This window comes from Klebsiella sp. GG_Kp146 (assembly GCF_040061975.1).
GTDB lineage: Bacteria > Pseudomonadota > Gammaproteobacteria > Enterobacterales > Enterobacteriaceae > Klebsiella > Klebsiella quasipneumoniae.
Map to the genome: position 1 here is coordinate 177,271 of NZ_JBEAHA010000012.1, position 17,894 is coordinate 195,164.

General features: G+C 59.6%; 19 protein-coding genes. 6 read left to right on the plus strand and 13 right to left on the minus strand.

Translation table 11 applies throughout. From position 1 onward, the window contains the following. Positions 1-8: 8 nt before the first annotated feature. Positions 9-698, minus strand: a complete 690-nt coding sequence (phoB, locus tag ABLU95_RS14200; protein WP_004204861.1) for a phosphate response regulator transcription factor PhoB — start codon at positions 696-698, stop codon at positions 9-11. 182 nt (positions 699-880) lie between these two features. Here phoB and sbcD point away from each other — a divergent pair, with 182 nt between their 5' ends. Next, a complete protein-coding gene (gene sbcD / locus ABLU95_RS14205; protein ID WP_086075225.1) occupies positions 881-2,086 on the plus strand; it encodes an exonuclease subunit SbcD in 1,206 nt (401 codons plus the stop codon). After that, on the plus strand, positions 2,083-5,214 hold the full coding sequence (gene sbcC / locus ABLU95_RS14210; protein WP_241516264.1) for an exonuclease subunit SbcC: 3,132 nt from the start codon (positions 2,083-2,085) through the stop codon (positions 5,212-5,214). Before sbcD ends, sbcC begins: the two co-directional genes overlap by 4 nt. A gap of 74 nt (positions 5,215-5,288) precedes the next feature. On the opposite strand, the gene mak is transcribed toward sbcC, so the two are convergent. Continuing rightward, positions 5,289-6,203, minus strand: coding sequence for a fructokinase (mak, locus tag ABLU95_RS14215; protein WP_049013804.1), 915 nt, complete (start codon positions 6,201-6,203; stop codon positions 5,289-5,291). Positions 6,204-6,294: 91 nt separating this feature from the next. On the opposite strand from mak, the gene rdgC reads away from it, so the two are divergent. Next, positions 6,295-7,206, plus strand: a complete 912-nt coding sequence (gene rdgC, locus ABLU95_RS14220) for a recombination-associated protein RdgC (RefSeq protein WP_002890285.1) — start codon at positions 6,295-6,297, stop codon at positions 7,204-7,206. Positions 7,207-7,278: 72 nt separating this feature from the next. On the opposite strand, the gene ppnP is transcribed toward rdgC, so the two are convergent. The 4 genes from ppnP to aroL all read right to left on the minus strand — a co-directional run bounded on the left by ppnP (position 7,279) and on the right by aroL (position 9,367). Next, the gene (gene ppnP / locus ABLU95_RS14225) at positions 7,279-7,563 is read right to left on the minus strand and encodes a pyrimidine/purine nucleoside phosphorylase (RefSeq protein WP_002890284.1); all 285 of its coding nucleotides are present in this window, start codon (positions 7,561-7,563) and stop codon (positions 7,279-7,281) included. A 77-nt stretch (positions 7,564-7,640) separates the two neighbouring features. Continuing rightward, positions 7,641-8,321 (minus strand): AroM family protein, encoded by a 681-nt coding sequence (locus ABLU95_RS14230; protein WP_072096489.1) that lies wholly within the window; start codon positions 8,319-8,321, stop codon positions 7,641-7,643. A 249-nt stretch (positions 8,322-8,570) separates the two neighbouring features. After that, entirely contained in the window at positions 8,571-8,762 is a 192-nt protein-coding gene (locus tag ABLU95_RS14235) for a YaiA family protein (RefSeq protein WP_008805350.1), read from the minus strand. Between the two features lie 71 nt (positions 8,763-8,833). Next, positions 8,834-9,367 carry a shikimate kinase AroL gene (gene aroL, locus ABLU95_RS14240; RefSeq protein ID WP_023288577.1) on the minus strand — a complete coding sequence of 178 codons (534 nt, stop codon included), beginning with the start codon at positions 9,365-9,367 and terminating at the stop codon, positions 8,834-8,836. Between the two features lie 328 nt (positions 9,368-9,695). Here aroL and ABLU95_RS14245 point away from each other — a divergent pair, with 328 nt between their 5' ends. Next, positions 9,696-10,388: a DUF2076 domain-containing protein gene (locus ABLU95_RS14245; RefSeq protein ID WP_023288576.1), complete on the plus strand. Its 693-nt coding sequence runs from the start codon at positions 9,696-9,698 to the stop codon at positions 10,386-10,388. Here the strand turns inward: ABLU95_RS14245 and ABLU95_RS14250 are convergent. Continuing rightward, on the minus strand, positions 10,385-10,843 hold the full coding sequence (locus ABLU95_RS14250; RefSeq protein WP_004204870.1) for a YaiI/YqxD family protein: 459 nt from the start codon (positions 10,841-10,843) through the stop codon (positions 10,385-10,387). The genes ABLU95_RS14245 and ABLU95_RS14250 overlap by 4 nt on opposite strands. A gap of 116 nt (positions 10,844-10,959) precedes the next feature. Between ABLU95_RS14250 and proC the strand changes: the two genes are divergently transcribed. Then, a complete protein-coding gene (gene proC, locus ABLU95_RS14255; protein ID WP_023288574.1) occupies positions 10,960-11,769 on the plus strand; it encodes a pyrroline-5-carboxylate reductase in 810 nt (269 codons plus the stop codon). A 66-nt stretch (positions 11,770-11,835) separates the two neighbouring features. On the opposite strand, the gene psiF is transcribed toward proC, so the two are convergent. From psiF to ABLU95_RS14280, 5 genes are all read right to left on the minus strand, one after another. Continuing rightward, positions 11,836-12,153 (minus strand): phosphate starvation-inducible protein PsiF, encoded by a 318-nt coding sequence (gene psiF / locus ABLU95_RS14260; protein ID WP_048296829.1) that lies wholly within the window; start codon positions 12,151-12,153, stop codon positions 11,836-11,838. Positions 12,154-12,244: 91 nt separating this feature from the next. Continuing rightward, the gene (phoA, locus tag ABLU95_RS14265; protein ID WP_032428614.1) at positions 12,245-13,675 is read right to left on the minus strand and encodes an alkaline phosphatase; all 1,431 of its coding nucleotides are present in this window, start codon (positions 13,673-13,675) and stop codon (positions 12,245-12,247) included. An 89-nt stretch (positions 13,676-13,764) separates the two neighbouring features. Next, positions 13,765-14,025 carry an anti-adapter protein IraP gene (gene iraP, locus ABLU95_RS14270; RefSeq protein ID WP_004204875.1) on the minus strand — a complete coding sequence of 87 codons (261 nt, stop codon included), beginning with the start codon at positions 14,023-14,025 and terminating at the stop codon, positions 13,765-13,767. A gap of 301 nt (positions 14,026-14,326) precedes the next feature. Beyond that, a complete protein-coding gene (locus tag ABLU95_RS14275; protein WP_023288571.1) occupies positions 14,327-15,526 on the minus strand; it encodes a multidrug efflux MFS transporter in 1,200 nt (399 codons plus the stop codon). A 169-nt stretch (positions 15,527-15,695) separates the two neighbouring features. Then, positions 15,696-16,379: an extensin family protein gene (locus ABLU95_RS14280; protein WP_023288570.1), complete on the minus strand. Its 684-nt coding sequence runs from the start codon at positions 16,377-16,379 to the stop codon at positions 15,696-15,698. A 99-nt stretch (positions 16,380-16,478) separates the two neighbouring features. On the opposite strand from ABLU95_RS14280, the gene ddlA reads away from it, so the two are divergent. Next, positions 16,479-17,576: a D-alanine--D-alanine ligase gene (ddlA, locus tag ABLU95_RS14285; protein WP_023288569.1), complete on the plus strand. Its 1,098-nt coding sequence runs from the start codon at positions 16,479-16,481 to the stop codon at positions 17,574-17,576. A gap of 31 nt (positions 17,577-17,607) precedes the next feature. Here the strand turns inward: ddlA and ABLU95_RS14290 are convergent, their stop codons facing one another. Next, positions 17,608-17,811 carry a DUF2754 family protein gene (locus ABLU95_RS14290; protein WP_004204881.1) on the minus strand — a complete coding sequence of 68 codons (204 nt, stop codon included), beginning with the start codon at positions 17,809-17,811 and terminating at the stop codon, positions 17,608-17,610. Between the last annotated feature and the right edge of the window lie 83 nt (positions 17,812-17,894).

A 17,894-nucleotide genomic window follows, 5' to 3' on the forward strand; every position in this document is an offset into this window, starting at 1 on the left:
GTCAAAATTCAGAAACGGGCGGAGAAACGATACCCCGTGCCGCGAACCGTTTGCACCATGCGATCATGGCCACTGTGTTCCAGCGCTTTACGCAGGCGGCGAATATGGACGTCTACCGTGCGGTCTTCCACATAGACGTTGGTTCCCCAGACGTGGTTCAGCAGCTGCTCGCGGCTATACACCCGCTCCGGATGGGTCATAAAGAAGTGCAATAATTTAAATTCCGTTGGCCCCATGTCCAGCGGACTTTCGCCGGTCATCACCCGGTGCGATGAGGGATCGAGGCTCAGCCCCTGCATTTCAATCACCTCTTCCACCGCCATCGGCGAAATACGGCGCATCACCGCTTTGATTCGCGCCACCAGCTCCTTCGGTGAGAAAGGCTTGGTAATGTAGTCGTCCGCCCCGGTCTCCAGGCCGCGAACGCGATCCTCTTCTTCTCCGCGCGCGGTCAGCATCACCACCGGAATATCCCGGGTCATCGCCTCGCGCTTGAGCAGCTTAATAAACTGCAGCCCCGAACCGCCCGGCAGCATCCAGTCAAGGAGAATCAAATCAGGCCAGGGTTCATTGAGTTGATTCACCGCGCTGTCATAATCTTCCGCTTCGACAGGCTGAAAGCCATTTTGCTCCAGAACAAAGCAGACCATTTCGCGGATTGGAGCTTCATCTTCAACGACCAGAATTCTTCTCGCCATTATTTACCCTGTGTTTTTTAGCCATCAGTATAGAAGTGCGGCGTCATTATGCGTCACTTTTGTGACAGATTTATGAAAAAAATGACCGTCTGACGATCGGGTATTTTGAAGCATGACGCGGACTTACCCCTCTCCGACAAATGGTATACTGCCGCTCATGCTTTTTTCGCTAGGGAAGATTTATGCGCATCCTTCACACCTCCGACTGGCACCTGGGCCAGAATTTTTACAGCAAAAGCCGTGCGGCCGAACATGACGCCTTCCTGACCTGGCTGCTGGCCCGCGCGCAGGAGCATGAAGTCGACGCCATCATCGTGGCCGGCGATATTTTTGATACCGGATCGCCGCCGAGCTACGCTCGCGAACTGTATAACCGCTTTGTCGTCCAGCTGCAGCAGACCGGCTGTCGCCTGGTGGTGCTGGCGGGCAACCACGATTCGGTGGCGATGCTCAATGAATCCCGCGATATCCTCGCCTTTTTACACACCACCGTCGTGGCGAACGCCGGCTGCCCGCCCATTGAGCTGCCGCGGCGCGACGGCACCCCAGGCGCTATCTTCTGCCCGGTGCCGTTTTTACGCCCGCGCGAGCTGGTGACCAGCCAGGCCGGCCACTCCGGTCGGGAAAAACAGCAGCAGCTGCTGCACGCCATCAGCGACTATTATCAGGAGCAGTATCAGCAGGCCTGCGCCCTGCGCGGCGATCGGCCGCTGCCCGTCATTGCCAGCGGCCATCTGACCACCGTCGGCGCCAGCAAAAGCGATGCCGTTCGCGACATTTATATCGGCACGCTGGATGCCTTCCCGGCGCAGCACTTCCCCCCTGCCGACTACATTGCGCTGGGCCATATTCACCGGGCGCAGGTGGTTGGCGGCTGCGAGCACATCCGCTACAGCGGCTCGCCGCTGCCGCTGAGCTTTGATGAAACCGGTAAAGCGAAATCGGTGCATCTGGTGAGCTTTAGCGATGGGCGACTCAGCGCCGTGGAGACCCTTGAGGTGCCCGTCACCCAGCCGCTGGCGGTCATCAAAGGCGATCTGGCCGCCATCACCGCCCAGCTGGCGCAGTGGCGCGGCGTTGAACAGGACCCGCCGGTGTGGCTGGATATCGAAATCGCCACCGAGGAGTACCTGCACGATATTCAGCGTCATATTCAGGCGCTGACGGAGGATCTGCCGGTGGAAGTCTTGCTGGTGCGCCGCAGCCGCGAGCAGCGCGAGAAAATACTGCTCAACGCCCAGCGGGAGACCCTCAGCGAACTGAAGGTGGAAGAGGTGTTCGAGCGCCGGCTGGCGCTGACCGAGATTGACGATGAGAAGCGCGCCCGGCTGCACGAGCTGTTCGCTCATACGCTGCATACGCTCACCGCGGAGGACGAAAACGCATGAAAATCCTCAGTCTGCGTCTGAAAAACCTCAACTCCCTGAAAGGGGAATGGAAGATAGACTTTACCGCCGAGCCGTTCGCCAGCAACGGCCTGTTCGCCATTACCGGCGCCACCGGCGCCGGGAAAACCACTCTGCTCGACGCCATTTGCCTCGCGCTCTATCACGAGACGCCGCGCCTGAATAAAGTCTCCCAGTCGCAAAATGACCTGATGACCCGCGATACCGCCGAGTGTCTGGCGGAGGTGGAGTTTGAAGTGAAAGGCATCGCCTACCGCGCCTTCTGGAGCCAGAACCGGGCGCGTAACCAGCCAGATGGCAACCTGCAGGCGCCCCGCGTCGAGCTGGCGCGCTGCGCCGACGGCAAAATCCTCGCCGATAAGGTCTCGGATAAGCTGGAGCAAACCGCGACGCTCACCGGCCTCGACTATGGCCGCTTCACCCGCTCGATGCTGCTCTCCCAGGGGCAATTTGCCGCCTTCCTGAACGCCAAGCCGAGCGATCGCGCGGAGCTGCTGGAGGAGCTGACCGGCACGGAAATCTACGGTCAGATTTCGGCGATGGTCTATGAGCAGCACAAAGCCGCTCGCCATACGCTGGAGAAGTTCGAAGCCCAGGCGGCGGGCATCGTCCTGCTGACGGAGGCCCAGCAGCAGGCGCTGCAGGAAAGTTTGCAGGTACTTACTGACGAAGAGAAAGCCCTGCTGGCGCAGCAGCAAAACCAGCAGCAGCAGCTTCAGTGGCTAACGCGTCGCGATGAGCTGGCGCAGCAGCAGCAGCAGGCGGTCAGCGGCCAGCAGCAGGCCCGTCAGGCGCTGGCCGACGCCGCACCGGCGCTCGCCAGGCTTGAGCTGGCCCAGCCCGCCGCCCAGTTGCGCCCCTTATGGGAGCGGCAACAGGAGCACGCGGCAGGCCTGGCGCAAACCCGCCAGCGAATCAATGAAGTGAATGCTCGCTTACTTACCAGCACGGCGCTGCGCGCGCGCATTCGCCGTAGCGCCGTGCATGCCCAGCGGCAGCGTCAGGCTGAACTGGCCGACCTGGCGCAGTGGCTGGCGGCCCATGAGCGATTTCGCTTATGGGGCCAGGAGATCGCCGGCTGGCGGGCGCAATTTTCGCAGCTGACTCGGGATAATCAGCAGCTGACGGCCCAGACCACCCGCCTGGCCGCGCTGCGCCAGAAGCTGGCCGATCTGCCGGCCAGCCCTCTGTCGCTGACCGCCGATGACGTTGCGGCGGCGATGGCGCAGCAAACCCAGTCGCGACCGCTGCGCCAGCGGCTGCTCTCCCTTCATGAACAGCATCAGCTGCTGCGCAAGCGTCTGCGCCAGAACGCCGAAAGCGTACAGCAGGCGCAGGCGGAGCAGGCAAAACTCAACGCCACCCTGGCGCAGCGCCGGGAGCAGTACAAAGACAAAAACCAGCACTATCTCGACCTGAAGGCTCTCTGCCAGCGGGAAGAAACGATTAAAGATCTGGAAGGTTACCGCGCCCGGCTTGAGGCCGGTAAGCCCTGCCCGCTGTGCGGCTCCTGTGAACACCCGGCGATTGAACAATACGCCTCGCTGACGGTCACGGATAACCAGCGCCGCCGCGATGTGCTGGAAAAAGAGGTCGCCGCGCTGAAAGAAGAAGGTCTGCTGATCCTCGGGCAGGTCAACGCCCTGACGCAGCAGCTCCAGCGTGAAGCCGAAGCGGCCGGGCGGCTCGCTGAGGAAGAGCAAGCGCTCACTAAAGCGTGGCAGGAAACCTGCGCCTCTCTTCAGATCACGCGGGATATTGCGCAAGAGATAAACGACTGGATACAGGAGCAGGAGCGCTACGAGCAACAGCTCTACCAGCTCAGCCAGCGCCTGATGCTGCAGAGCCAGCTTAACGATCAGGAGGCGCTGGCGCGCCAGGCTCAGCAGCAGCTGACGGCCACGCGCCAGGGGCTGGAAAGCGCCCTGCAGCCCCTGACGCTCAACCTGCCGGAAGAAGGGACAGAAGCCGCCTGGCTGAACGCTCGCGAAAGCGAATTTGCCCAGTGGCAGGCGCAACAGACCCGGCATGGCGCCATTCAGGAGCAGATTGCCGCCCTGCAGCCGCTGCTGGAGACGCTGCCAGCCAGCGACGAAGCAGAAGCGGAACCGGCGATCCCCGACAACTGGCGCGCGATCCACGAAGAGTGCCTGGCGTTGCACAGCCAGCTTGTCGCCCAGCAGCAGCTGGAGACCGAAGAGAAGGCGCGCCTGGACCAGTCGCAGGCGCAATTTACCGCCGCCCTGGCCGCCAGCCGCTTTAGCGATCGGCAGGCGTTTCTCGCCGCGCTGCTGGATGACGAGACCGTCCAGCGGCTGACGCAGTTAAAACAGACGCTGGAGCAGCAGCTCCAGCAAGCGACGGCGCTCTGCGAGCAGGCAACCCGTCAGCAGCAGGCGCACCTGGCGCTGCGTCCGCAAGGGACGGACGCGGACATCCCCGCCCTGCAAACCCAGCTGCAGGCCCTGGCGCAGCGGCTGCGGGACAACACCACCCGCCAGGGCGAGATCCGCCAGCAGCTCAGGCAGGACACAGAGAGCCGTCAACATCAGCAGGCGCTGGGGCGACAGATTGCAGAGGCGGCGCAGCGGGCGGATGACTGGGGCTATCTCAATTCGCTGATCGGCTCCAGCACCGGCGACCGGTTCCGCAAATTCGCCCAGGGGCTGACGCTGGATAATCTGGTCTGGCTGGCAAACCAGCAGCTTAACCGCCTGCACGGGCGCTATCTGCTGCAGCGCAAAGCCAGCGAAGCGCTGGAGCTGGAGGTTGTCGATACCTGGCAGGCCGACGCCGTACGCGACACCCGCACCCTCTCCGGTGGCGAAAGTTTCCTCGTCAGCCTGGCGCTGGCCCTGGCGCTGTCAGATCTGGTGAGCCATAAGACGCGGATTGATTCCCTGTTTCTTGATGAAGGCTTCGGCACCCTCGACAGCGAAACGCTGGACACGGCGCTGGACGCGCTGGACGCGCTGAACGCCAGCGGCAAGATTATCGGGGTGATCAGCCACGTGGAGGCGATGAAAGATCGCATTCCGGTGCAGATCAAAGTGAAGAAGATCAATGGCCTGGGCTACAGTCGGCTGGACAGAGCGTTTGCGGTGGAGTGAGGTTTGAATCATTGCGATGTCCCCTCACCCTAACCCTCTTCCGGAGCGAGAGGGTCGGGGTGAGGGGGAGCGGTTCAGGTCCCCTGGAGCGGCCACAGCCATGCCGCGCCGCGTACTCCGCTGGAGTCGCCGTGCATCGCTTTGCGGATCGGCGTTGCACACTCGCCGCCGAAGACCCACTGTTTCACCAGGTCCGGCACCGTCTGATACAGCCGCTCGACGTTGCTCATCCCGCCGCCCAGCACGATAACGTCCGGGTCGAGGATATTCACCACGTGGGCCAGCGATTTCGCCAGCCGCTGCTCGTAGCGACTCAGCGCCAGTTCGGCTTTTTCGTCACCTTCCCCCACCAGGCGCATAATCTCGCTGCCGGTTAACCCCTTGCCGCTCAGCCGCTGGTAGTCAGTGGCAAAGCCGGTGCCGGAGATAAAGGTTTCGATACATCCCTGTTTACCGCAGTAGCAAGGCACTTCCGCACGGTAGCGCAACTCATCGTCGTTCATCCACGGCAATGGGTTATGTCCCCACTCGCCGGCGTTACCATTGCCGCCGATATGCGCCCGCCCGTTGAGCGCCACGCCCGCGCCGCAGCCGGTGCCGATAATCACCGCGAACACCGTGTGCGCCCCCGCCGCCGCGCCGTCCACCGCTTCCGACACCGCCAGACAGTTGGCGTCGTTAGCCAGCCGCACTTCACGGTCGAGGCGCAGGCTGAGGTCCTTATCAAAGGGCTGGCCGTTGAGCCAGGTCGAGTTGGCGTTTTTCACCACCCCGGTATAGGGCGAAATCGCGCCCGGGATCCCCATCCCCACGGTGCCACGCTGTCCGGTCGCCTGCTCGGCCATCGCCACCAGGGTGGCGATAGTCTCGATGGTTTGCCGGTAATCCTCCCGCGGCGTGGGTAACCGATGGCGAAACAGCTGCTCTCCCTGGTCGCTCAGGGCTATCACTTCGGTTTTTGTGCCACCTAAATCAATACCAATACGCACGCTCAGCTCCTCACCCCGATTAACAATGCAAGCATAGCGACAATTCGCTATCATGCCCGCCTGATTTAACGACAAAGCCGTGGAAATTATCATGCTGTGGTTCAAAAATTTAATGGTTTACCGTCTCAGCCGCGATATCGAATTGCGCGCCGAGGAGATGGAAAAACAGCTGGCCGAGCTGACATTTACCCCTTGTGGCAGCCAGGATATGGCGAAAACCGGTTGGGTATCGCCGATGGGATCGCACAGCGACGCGCTGACGCATACGGCGAACGGCCAGATCATTATCTGCGCGCGTAAAGAAGAAAAGATCCTGCCGTCGCCGGTGATCAAGCAGGCGCTGGAGGCGAAGATCCAGAAGCTGGAAGCCGATCAGGGGCGCAAGCTGAAGAAAACTGAGAAAGATTCCCTGAAAGATGAAGTGCTGCACTCGCTGCTCCCGCGCGCCTTCAGCCGCTTCAGCCAGACGATGATGTGGATCGACACCGTCAACGGCCTGATCATGGTGGACTGCGCCAGCGCGAAGAAAGCGGAAGATACCCTGGCCCTGCTGCGTAAAACCCTCGGCTCGCTGCCGGTGGTGCCGCTGACCCTGGAGAATCCGATTGAGCTGACGCTGACCGAGTGGGTCCGCTCCGGCACCGTGGCGCAGGGCTTCCAGCTGCTGGACGAAGCCGAGCTGAAAGCGATGCTGGAAGATGGCGGCGTGATCCGCGCCAAGAAGCAGGATCTGGTGAGCGACGAAATCGCTGTGCATATTGAGGCCGGGAAGGTCGTCACCAAGCTGGCGCTGGACTGGCAGCAGCGTATTCAGTTTGTGATCTGCGACGACGCGTCAATTAAGCGCCTCAAGTTCTGCGATGAATTACGCGACCAAAACGAAGATATCGATCGGGAAGATTTCGCCCAGCGCTTTGACGCCGACTTTATCTTAATGACCGGCGAACTGGCTGCCCTGATCCAAAGCCTGGTGGAAGGGCTCGGCGGCGAAGCGCAGCGCTAAGCGCCGCTTTCCTTCCTGCCAGGCAGGAAGGAAAAATACAACCCGGCGGCAAGCGCCGGGCGTTACGCTGGCTTACAGATAGCGGCACAGATAAGAGGTTGGCTCAGCCACCTGCAGATGGAATTCGCTGTTGCCTGGCACATTGAAGACTTCGCCGGCGGCGTAAACTTTCCACTCAGTCTCACCCGGCAGCAGGACATTCAGCGCCCCGCTGACCACCGTCATCTCTTCCGGCTGCGCCGTACCAAAGGTGTATTCCCCTTCCGCCATCACGCCAACGCTGGCGCGACCGGTACTGCTGCTGGTGAAGCCAATGGATTTCACTTTTCCGTCAAAGTATTCATTGCTTTGAAGCATAAACAAGCCCTTCTGATCGTCGTTGAAAGGCTCAATATAGGGGGCGCTCCTTGCCCCTGTCACGTGAAATTAACACATTAGACTAATAGTTCTGCCGCCAGTCGGGAAACCAGCACATTCGACAGCAAAACCGGGACATCAAGGGCTTTTTGTAACACATCGCGATGATGCTGATAGTAACCAAGACAGTCGAGGACCAGCACGTCGGCGCCCTGCTCCAGCAGCGCTTTACCGGCGGTTAACAGCTCGCTGTCGCTACCGGTAAACGGGTTGGCCAGCGCGTAGTACGGCGACTTCTCCAGTGAATGCCACTTTTGTCGCTGCATGGGCATGATCTCTTCCACCGGCACGATCACCCCGACCTGGTGCCCATCGACGATTGACGCCACCAGCGGCGGAATGATCCGCTGCGGCTCGAGGAGGATCGCGTGGTGGGTGGTAAACCCGGTCAGCTGTTCGGAGCTGAGCAGCAGGATCACATCAAAATGCTGTCGATCCAGCATGGCGATCACGCTGCGAACATCACGTTCAATTTTTTGTCGCGACACCATCACCAGCTGGTTATCGCTGAGCAGGGTCAAGAGACCCTGTTCGCCGTCACCCACGGCGTACTCTGCCATCACGTCATCACGCGTCATCTCGCCCAGCAGGCTGATGTGAGCGATCTGTTCTTCCCTGATATGTTCGGTCAGGAGCGGTAATACTCCCGCCAGCGGCACAACGCCGATGGTCAAAATTGCCATCGTTGCACTACTCATATCATGTACCTTTTCACTACCACTGCTTCAACACAGGCTTACCACACACAGCATTCGCCCCCCTGGTGAGTAAAAATCAACCGTCGAGAAGCGTAGCAGCTCCACGCCGCAGTAGAATGTAAAGATTGCCCGGCGGCGGCGGCGCGCCTGAAAAATCCGTGTGTTAGATATTCATTAGTACGACTGATAAATAAAAAGTGTGAGGTATGCCCGATATTGCCCGCAGAGCAGGCAATCCGGGCTCAGGGGTTACGACTTGTCAGGATCTTCGTAGCGCCGCTTGGCATCCACGGCTTCCTGCTCGGTAGGATGTTCGCTGATCAGCGAATTGGGTTCAGGATAGTCCGCGCGAAGTTGATACCAGGTGACCGTCTGACCCTGCGGGCCTTTCTCTACCGCAACCACGCGCGCTTCTCTCGGATATGGGGGCCTGTTTGGCATAGTTCTTCCTTCTTCTGGTATCAGAACTATCAAGTATAGGCGCCCCTCGCCGCCTTAATGTAAGTAAATTCTTAACTTACCGGGGTGGCCGCCGCGCCGCACAGCATGGTCATAATCTGTTCCACCACCCGATCCGGGGCGGCCGTAGCATCGACAATATGATGGGCAGCGTCACGGTATAACGCTTCACGCTGCGCCAGCACCTCGCCCACTTCCTCACGCACCGGTTTCCCTGTGAGCGTCGGCCGCTGTTCGGCTTTCGGGTAGGCTTCCAGACGGTCAATCAGCGCCGATACCGACGCCTGCAGATAGATCACCACGCCGTTCTCCCGCATAAACTGGCGGTTACATTCCGCAAGGATGATGCCGCCGCCGGTGGCAATCACCGTATTCGGCAGGGTCACGGCCTTCAGCGACAGGGTCTCCAGCTCGCGAAAGCGCGCCCATCCTTCCGCCTGCACGATCTCCGCCACCGTCCGCTGCTCATGGGCCTGCAGCCGATGATCGGTATCGGAGAACTGAAAATGCCGCGCTCGCGCCAGCGCATGGCCGACGGTGGTTTTACCGCAGCCGCGTGGCCCGATGAGAAAGATTGGCTGTGTCATAACCGAAGACCCCCTGGTTCCGTCTGTCGCAAAAAAAGGAAAACGAAAGAACGTATTATCGCTGTCTGTTCCGCAACGCATACGTAAAGAAAACGTTACACAACTTCTTTACACCCCATCACCACAGTGAGACAAGGGGTTCTTAATGTAAACTTATCATTGCATGTACTGTTTAACCAGCTTTACTTTCTGCCGGGCGTTATTTTTTATCCGCTGCTGGCGTAAACGGTAACACATTTATGCATAGCTTTACGAAGCAACATATTTACAACATCGTGTTTCAGACGCACCCTGATGCCTATTCGACAGTGTGACAGAGGAATGTAACATGCAATCTGAAGAACAACGCCTTATTGATGGACTGTTTTCCCGGCTGAAAGAGGCTGAGGCGCACAGTGCATCGCGCGATGCCAGCGCCGAGGAGCGGATTGCCCAACACGTGAGCGCGCAGCCGGCGGCCCCCTACTATATGGCGCAAACCATTCTTATCCAGGAAGCCGCGATTAAACAGCTCAACGATCGCATCCAGGCGTTGGAGAGCCAGGTCAGCCAGCTGCAGGCGGCGAAGCCCAGCAGCGGCGGATTCCTCTCCGGCCTGTTTGGCGGCGGCGGCTCGTCACGCGGTTCTGACCCGATCCCGGGCGCGGAGCAATACGGTCGCCCGCAGGCCAGCGCGCAGCCGCAGTATGCCCCACAGCAGCAGCAGAGCTATGCCCCGCAGGCTGCCGCACGCGGCGGCGGCTTTATGGCGGGCGCGCTGCAAACGGCCGCAGGCGTAGCGGGCGGCGTGGTGCTGGGCAATATGCTGACCAATATGTTCAGCGGCTCGCACCCGCAGGAGATTGTTAATATCATCGAAGAGAAGCCGCAGCCTGATGCCGCCGCGCAGGACGCCGCCGCAGGTGACGATCCGTTCCGTCAGGGAGACGATCAGTTCCTTGCCGACAACACCTGGAACGACGACTTCGACGCCGGCTTTGGCGATGATGATATTGGCAGCGATGACGACAGCTGGGTTTAACCCTGCTGACGTTTAACCGCCAGCAACCACTTCTCCAGCTCGGCGGCAAACTGTTGCCGATCGCGCTGCGATAAACTATCCGGGCCGCCGGTCTGAACGCCGCTGGCCCGTAATGTCTCCATAAAATCCCGCATCGTCAGCCGCTCGCGGATCGTCGCCTCGCTGTAGCGCTCTCCGCGCGGATTGAGCGCCGCCCCGCCCTTCGCCAGCACCTCCGCCGCCAGCGGAATATCGGCGGTGATCACTAAATCCCCCGCCGCGCACTGACGGACGATTTCGTTATCCGCCACGTCAAAACCCTGCTCAACCCGCAGGGTGCGGATGAAACGCGACGGCGGTACGCGCAGCGGCTGGTTCGCCACCAGCGTCAGCGGTGTCTGGGTCCGCTCTGCCGCGCGGAACAATATCTCTTTAATCACGTTCGGACACGCGTCTGCATCCACCCAAATGGCCATGCCAGCTCCTGTTACCTGCAATAAGTGCCGCCAATGTTACCTGCTTTTCTCCCCCATAAAAGCGCCAGGATGATAAGCTAATCAGATCGTAACGAAAAAAGCAGAGGGGAATGGTGATGGATAAGAAAATTGGCTTTATCGGCTGCGGCAATATGGGTAAGGCCATTCTGGGTGGACTGATCGCCAGCGGCCAGGTACAGCCGGGACAAATCTGGGTCTACACCCCGTCGCCGGACAAGGTTGCGGCTCTGCGCGACCAGTACGGCATCAACGCCGCCGATAGCGCCCAGGAAGTGGCGCAGATTGCCGATATCGTCTTCGGCGCGGTGAAGCCGGGGATCATGACCAAAGTGCTGGGCGATATCGCCTCCAGCCTGAATAAAGAGTCTCTGGTGGTCTCCATCGCCGCCGGCGTCACGCTTGACCAGCTGGCGCGCGCGCTCGGCCACGATCGCAAAATTATTCGCGCGATGCCCAATACGCCGTCGCTGGTTAACGCCGGCATGACCTCCGTTACGCCAAATGCGCTGGTGAGCAGCGAAGATGTGGCCGAAGTGCTGACCATTTTCCGCTGCTTTGGCCAGGCGGAGCAAATTGCCGAACCGATGATCCATCCGGTGGTCGGCGTTAGCGGCTCCGCGCCGGCCTATGTCTTTATGTTTATCGAAGCGATGGCCGATGCCGCCGTGCTCGGCGGAATGCCGCGCGCTCAGGCTTACAAATTCGCCGCTCAGGCGGTGATGGGCTCCGCCAAAATGGTGCTGGAGAGCGGTGAGCATCCGGGGGCGCTGAAAGATATGGTCTGCTCTCCTGGCGGGACCACCATCGAAGCCGTGCGCGTGCTGGAAGAGAAAGGCTTCCGCTCCGCGGTGATCGAAGCCATCACCCAGTGCATGGAAAAATCAGAGAAACTGAGCCGCTCCTGAAGCTGAGCAGGCGGGCTGCAAGCCCTGAGAGGTCAAAGAACAAGGGAGCGCGAGCGCTCCCTTTTTTCAGGCTTTCTTCAGACAGCTACTCATGAAGGTGCTGCGTTCATCGCCCTTCAGTGATTTTGCCGAAGCCGCTTTGTTGCAGTCGCTCATCTTCTGCTGCTGAGGCGTGAGGGTCTTTCCTTGCGGCGTGGTGGTCTCTTTTTTCAGGCACTGGCTCATAAAGGTTTTGCGCTCATCCCCCTTCAGCGCCTTGGCTGACGCTTGCTGATTGCAGTCCGTCATCTTTTGCTGCTGGGGAGTAGGCGTTTTTTCTGCCGCGCCAACCGCGCTGATAAAGATCAAGCCAAACAGTAGGGTCATCAGTAAGGTTATTTTCATCGCACCATCCTTCTGTGAGTGGAACGTTGTAAGTCTGGACGCAGATAGAAAAAAAACCAGCCGGTGACGCGAATTCGCCACCGGCAGCGACTTATTTGAGACTCAGGGCCGCTTTCATGGTCGAGAAGAGGTCGGTCTGGTCGGTCAGGCCGACGACGTTAGCCGCATGCGGACCGTAGGCCGCAATGCGCAGCTGGGTGCCGGTGTGCTCCATCGACTCTTCCTCGGAGTTACCGTAACTCATCACCATCACCGCGCCATCGTGCGTGTTCAGGGCCTGGGTCAGCCCCGGGGCTTTGCTATCCGCCGGGATAATCTGGCTGGCGTGCGCATGGTCGGCGGTGACGATCACCAGGGTATTGCCGTCTTTTTTGGCAAATTCCAGCGCCTTCTGCACCGCCTCGTCGAGGTCCACGGTTTCTCCGATCTGGCCGCACGGATTCGCCGCATGATCCTGCTTATCGATGGAGGCGCCTTCCACCTGCAGGAAGAAGCCTTTCTCGTTGCGGCTCAGCAGGTCAATCGCTTTCTCCGTCATCTGCGCCAGCGTCGGCACCGAGGCGTCGCGTTTCGGGTTTGGCGTACAGGTCACCGGCGGCTTATCGATATTACCGTGATAAGACGCCTTCGGCCCTTCCCAGCGTACCGGCATATTGCCGTCGGCGAAGAGTCCCAGCAGCGGTTTATCCTGGCTGGCTGCCGTCGCGGCGGCAAGAGAGGCCGCGTCAGTCACAATCTGGTAGCCGCGCGCTTCCGCCTGCTCGCGCAGGGTTTTGCCCTGCCACTCGCCCGCCGTCGCCGTTTCGGCAAAGGTCTTCGCGCCGCCGCCCAGGGTGACATCCGGCCGGGCGTTCAGCAGCTGTTCGGTAATGGAGCCTTTGCCCCCTTTCTCCAGCGCATTGCTGGGGCATTTTTCGCTGGTGACCGTGGGGCCGTAGCATTTACGCGATGTCACATGCGCCACCAGCGCCGCAGGGGTGGCGTCCTGCAGCTCGGCGGTAGAAACGTTGCCGGTGGCCAGGCCCGCCGCTTTCGCCAGCTCGAGGATGGTCTGATGCGCGTTCTCATGAATATCGACGCCCAGCGCGCCGTTATAGGTCTTCACGCCGGTGGTCCAGGCGGTGGCGGAGGCCGCCGAGTCGGTGACGTAGTCCGGTTTACCGGTTTTTTTATCCAGCGAATAGTGCGTGTACTGCCCGGTTAACGGCAGGGCGTCAATGCCTTTAAAGAAACCGCCCGCCCCTTCCGCATAATTTCGCGCAGCGGTAATTTCAGAATCACCCATGCCATCGCCAATCAGCAAAATAACGTTTTTGGCCGGCTTATTGATTATCGAGGCGCGCAGCGCTTCGGTTTGATCGCCCGTTAAACGACGCGCGCCGCCGGGAGTGGTGATATCTCCCTGGGCAGCGCGATTTTCCAGAACCGGCGCGGCAGTAGTTTCCGCATGAATAACCGGCGAGCCCAGCAGAGGCAGCAGGGCAATAAACAGGGCGCTTAATTTCACTTTTGTCATCTCCATGTAAAAAATACTTAAAAAAACAAAACGTGGGAGACTTTATAAAAGGGAGATGACAGAAAAATGACGGCATCCTTGTCGCGTCGCAAAGATTAGCTACGAGGATGCCGCAACAGCTTCTTTAGATATTGCTGCAGCAGGATGGCATCCTGGTCGTTGACCGGCGGACAGGGCGTCACCTGGTCTATCGCCTGCTCAATATCCTGAATCAATGCCTGCTGGGCATCATGCTCCATATGGCGCAATAATGCGGTGACCACGATCTCCAGCGCTTCAACCTGCACCGTCAGTTCCTTTGCTTCTTCTTCCTTTTGCGCCAGTTTAACCAGTAACTCAGCAATGAGATTCTTCATAGCACCAGTTCCTTATGCGAGGTCTGTTTTTCGATTGAGATGTCATACCCGATGACGGACCTCAGAATTACTTAAAATAAGAATCGTCGCAACACCCAATATACAGCGAAACGTTTTACCACAACAAAATACCACTATAAATAGTATTGTTTAATCATGAACGGCGCTGTTTATAACCAAAGTGCGTCGGAAATAATAAAACGGAATAGCGCTCACGCCATGGCGATAACAAAAAGTAATGATAAATCTACTGTCGGTGAAAAACGCTGACGGTATGGCGTTAAATACCGTCAGCCGAGGTTCAGGCCTTCGCCCGGCGGGTGCGGCGCAGCATCCATGCCAGCTGCCAGAGGTTGATGAAGACGATAATGGCGGTGGCAATAAATACCCAGCGGAAGCCGGCCATCGCCGATACGGAGGCGCCAATCAGCGGCCCGGCGACGTTGCCCAGATACATAAACGACTGGTTATAGCCAAAGATGCGCCCGGTGACGCTGTCGCTACTGTATTTCAGCAGCAGGGTCTGCACCGCCGGAAGCATCGCGCCATCGGCAAAGCCGAGCAGAAAACGTAGCGTCCCCAGCTGCAGTGGGGTGGTGACAAAGGACATGGCAAAGAACATCACCACCGCGCAACAGAGCGTCGCCAGCAGGATCCGCGAAGTGCCGATGCGGTCGCCAAGCTTACCCAGCCGTGGGGCAGAGATCAGCGCCGACACCCCGGGCACAGCGGCGATCATCCCGGCCAGAAAAGCGATATTGTTGCTGTCCGGCGCCATCGACTTGATAAACAGCGCCAGGATCGGGCCAATTGAGCCGTTGCACAACTGGATCACCAGGGTGGTGAAAAAGAGGCTGATCACCAGCCCCGGATAGGGCAAGGAGGCAAAGACCTGTTTCCCGGTGAGACGATCGGTTTTGCTGACCGGCGGGCGGCCCCCCTCTTTGATCAGAAACAGGGTGACCAGAAAACTGATGGTCAGCAGGATCGCCGTAATAAAAAAGACCATCCGCAGCCCGACGTGGTCCGCCAGGAAACCGCCCAGCAGCGGGCCGCCGATCACCCCGCTGATTTGCGCCGTCGACAGGGTGCTCAGCGCCCAGCCGCTACGCTCGCGCGGCACCTGGGAGGCCACCAGCGCCATGGCGTTGGGGATATAACCGGAGGTTAAGCCCATGATCGCCCGCAGGATAAACAGCTGCCAGACGTTGGTGGCGAAGGCCTGGAGTAAAATGGCGATCGCCATTCCCAGCGAGGCGCGCAGCAGCATCAGCTTGCGGCCTTTGCGGTCCGCGAGGCTCCCCCACATCGGCGAGACGATCGCCGAGACCAGGAAGGTGACGCTGAAGGTCAGTCCCGACCACATCGACAGCGCTTCATGCGAGGTGACGCCCAGCTGGGAGACGTAGAGGGGTAAAAAGGGGAGAATTTGACTGATCGCCAGGCCGGTAAAAAAGCACCCAAACCAGACGGAGATGAGATTAACCTTCCAGGATTCCATAACTACGCGTATTCATTAATGATTTGCCAATTATTACCTAGCTTAGCAATTTCATTCCACTGGTGTACTACCATAGATGCGCTGGCGGTGAGTTTGGTGTTTTATGAATGCGCATGAGAGGCTGACGAAGCATTTTCTGGTTATTCAGGCTGCTCACAGGGCTTTATGCTCAAAAGCAGAAGCCCTGCCCGCGCATGCCAAAGTGAAAATGGTTGGCGTGCGCCGCGTTGTACTCCGGCCCCAGCGCGTTGCCGAAGTAAGGGCAGCTGTTGCTCAACAGCGCCGCCAGCCAGGGGTGAGAGCGCTCGCTGCGCCAGCCCTGCAGGACGCTGATGCGTCTGCCGTCCGTCAGGCGGAAGCCGCTAACATCAAGGGCATCCGCCGTCGCGTGTTCACTGCGCCGCGCCTGTTCCCGATGGTAGATATTACGGCAGGCGAAGCTGCCGAGATGATCGATCTGGCGCAGATCGCTGGCCATCAGCTGACGGGTCAGCGGCTTCGCCTGCTGTTCGACGTACAGCGCACTGCTGAGCGCCAGCGGGCAGCTGGCGAGGAAACTGCTGCTCAGCTGCACCGAGCCAAAATTAGCCACCCGCACCACGTTACGCAGCGGGCAGGCGCCCTCGCTGTCGGCCACCGGCTGGCTGGCGATGAGCCGTCGGCGGTTGGCCTCCGCCAGCAGAGAGGCGCACTGGTCGGCCGTCAGGCTGCGCAACTTGAACGACGTCAGCCAGCCCGGGGGATCGTCAAGGGCCAGCGGCGCCAGCGGATTCAGGTGTGGCGGCAGATAGCGATATCCTACCAGGCCCGCGCCGAGCAGCCCGGCCAGCACCAGCAGCGTCTTTCCTCTCACGCCCGCTCCCGTCAATTGATCAGGTAAATATTATGGCAGGCAGGCGGCGGTTTCACATGGTATGTTATGCCCTTTGATGTAATCTGGATGGAAGTTGAAATGGCAAAGATGAGGGTTGGGATCGTTTTTGGCGGTAAGTCGGCAGAGCATGAAGTGTCGCTGCAGTCAGCGAAGAATATCGTGGAAGCGATTGATAAATCACGCTTCGATGTGGTTCTGTTGGGGATTGATAAACAGGGACTATGGCACATCAACGACGCCGGCAACTACCTGCTCAATGCTCAGGATCCTGCCCGCATCGCCCTGCGCCCTTCAACGGTGACCCTGGCGCAGATCCCGGGCCGTGAAGCGCAGCAGCTGATTAACGCCGAAAGCGGCCAGCCGCTGGCGGCCATCGATGTGATTTTCCCCATCGTCCACGGCACGCTGGGCGAAGACGGCTCCCTGCAGGGGATGCTGCGCATGGCCAATCTGCCTTTCGTCGGATCCGATGTGCTGGGCTCTGCGGCCTGTATGGACAAAGATGTGACCAAACGCCTGCTGCGCGACGCCGGGCTCGCCGTCGCCCCGTTTATCACCCTGACCCGCGCCAACCGCGCGCAGTTTAGCTTTGCCGATGTCGAAGCGAAGCTGGGCCTGCCGCTGTTCGTTAAGCCGGCCAACCAGGGATCGTCGGTTGGCGTCAGCAAAGTTAAAAACGAAGAGCAGTACCATCAGGCGGTGGCCCTGGCCTTTGAATTTGACCATAAAGTGGTGGTAGAGCAAGGCATTCAAGGCCGGGAAATTGAGTGTGCGGTGCTGGGTAACGACCACCCGCAGGCCAGTACCTGCGGCGAAATTGTCCTCAACAGCGAGTTTTACGCTTACGACACCAAGTATATCGACGACCAGGGCGCGCAGGTGGTGGTCCCGGCCGCTATCGCCCCGGAGATCAACGACAAGATCCGCGCTATCGCGGTGCAGGCTTACCAGGCCCTGGGCTGCAGCGGCATGGCCCGCGTCGACGTCTTCCTCACCGCCGACAACGAGGTGGTGATCAACGAGATCAACACCCTGCCGGGCTTCACCAACATCAGCATGTATCCGAAGCTGTGGCAGGCCAGCGGCCTCGATTACACCAGTCTGATCACTCGCCTGATTGAGCTGGCGCTGGAGCGCCATGCCGCGGACCGGGCGCTGAAAACCTCCATGAACTAAAACGCGTTTACCCCGCCTGGCAGCGGCGGCCTCAGGCCTCTTCTGCCGGGCGGCGGCGGATCACAAAGCCCGCGATCCAGAAGCTTATCACCCAGGTGACCAGACCGACGGCGTAAGATTGCCAGCCCTGCGTCTCAAACCCCAGCAGCCCCACCACGCCATTAAGAATAAAAATTAACCCCAGCGCCACCGCGTAGTAGTGCCAGTCGCGGCGAATTTTATCAGTGAGCTTCATGCGGCCTCCAACAGCAAAAAACGCATCTTCGCATAGCCGCCCGCGGCGGTCTGTAGCGATATGGAGAATGTTGCTGGATTGCG